2 pseudogenes are annotated in these 859 nt (G+C 52.6%); both read left to right on the top strand.

Annotation, left to right across the window (positions count from 1 at the left end):
* Window positions 1-177 precede the first annotated feature (177 nt).
* Window positions 178-537, top strand: a pseudogene (locus tag J7367_RS21945) (hypothetical protein); the annotation flags it as partial.
* Window positions 538-555: 18 nt separating this feature from the next.
* Window positions 556-846, top strand: a pseudogene (locus J7367_RS21940) (hypothetical protein); the annotation flags it as partial.
* Window positions 847-859 lie beyond the last annotated feature (13 nt).

The raw sequence follows: 859 nt of genomic DNA, 5'->3' as shown, positions 1-859 counted from the left end.
CTGCCGGCGATGGGGAGCGTGCGTCTGTGAACCGGGAAATTCCCGCGGAAAGCGCCAGAAATGGCGAAATTCCGAAGTTCCAAAAGCCACTCTTCGGAACGACGCCACCTTCCGCCCTGTCAGGTCTCGTTGTTCAGACCTTCCCTAAAGCAACCAGAGCAGGGTAGGCTCTCGGTTGGTTACTGGAGCAACGATCTGGGCGACGGATGGCGGTATGCCTTCACCTACACTCCGGAATCGTTTTCTCTTTTAAAAGGCGTCGGGTTAACTTTTCAAAACAGTGTGGATGACTTTGGAAACATGTCCGCCATCTGCACGCTAGATTTTGAATATTATGATCGCAAGCTTAAAGAGATGGGTTTCAATGCGTCCCCTACCTATGGTCCGATTGGGCAGCTGGAGGATTGGCGCTATTCAAAACTTGCGAAGAATGGGATTGGAGGGAACATCGTGATCTCCATCATTCCACAAAATCTTGTGCCCCGTGAGCAGACGCGTCTGTGTATCAAATCAATCGGCACGTTGAACGGACGCTAATTTTTCGGGAGTTAGGACATGGCTAGGCCAAGCCCGCAACTGGAAGCTGCACTCTCTCGTTTTTCTGCAAACCACGGCGCAAGCAACGACCAAGTTGCCCAGCTCCACAACGCAATCACGACCGATGCCAAATTGCTGGCCCAGTTTGATCAGCAGGCTCAGTCGGGGCAACTGAAGGACTTCGCGATACAAGCATCAAATAGCGCGCAGTCAAACCTGGCGGGAACGTACGACAAGCAAAGTGGTGTCATCACGCTGCCTGCGGCAAGCCTGCAACCTTCAGGTGCGGCTGCAACAAATGACCTAAGGAAGGTCTGAACAA

Source organism: Xanthomonas sp. D-36-1, from assembly GCF_017746155.1.
In the GTDB taxonomy this organism is placed as follows: domain Bacteria; phylum Pseudomonadota; class Gammaproteobacteria; order Xanthomonadales; family Xanthomonadaceae; genus Xanthomonas; species Xanthomonas cissicola.
This window is presented reverse-complemented; position numbering and strand designations above follow the sequence as displayed.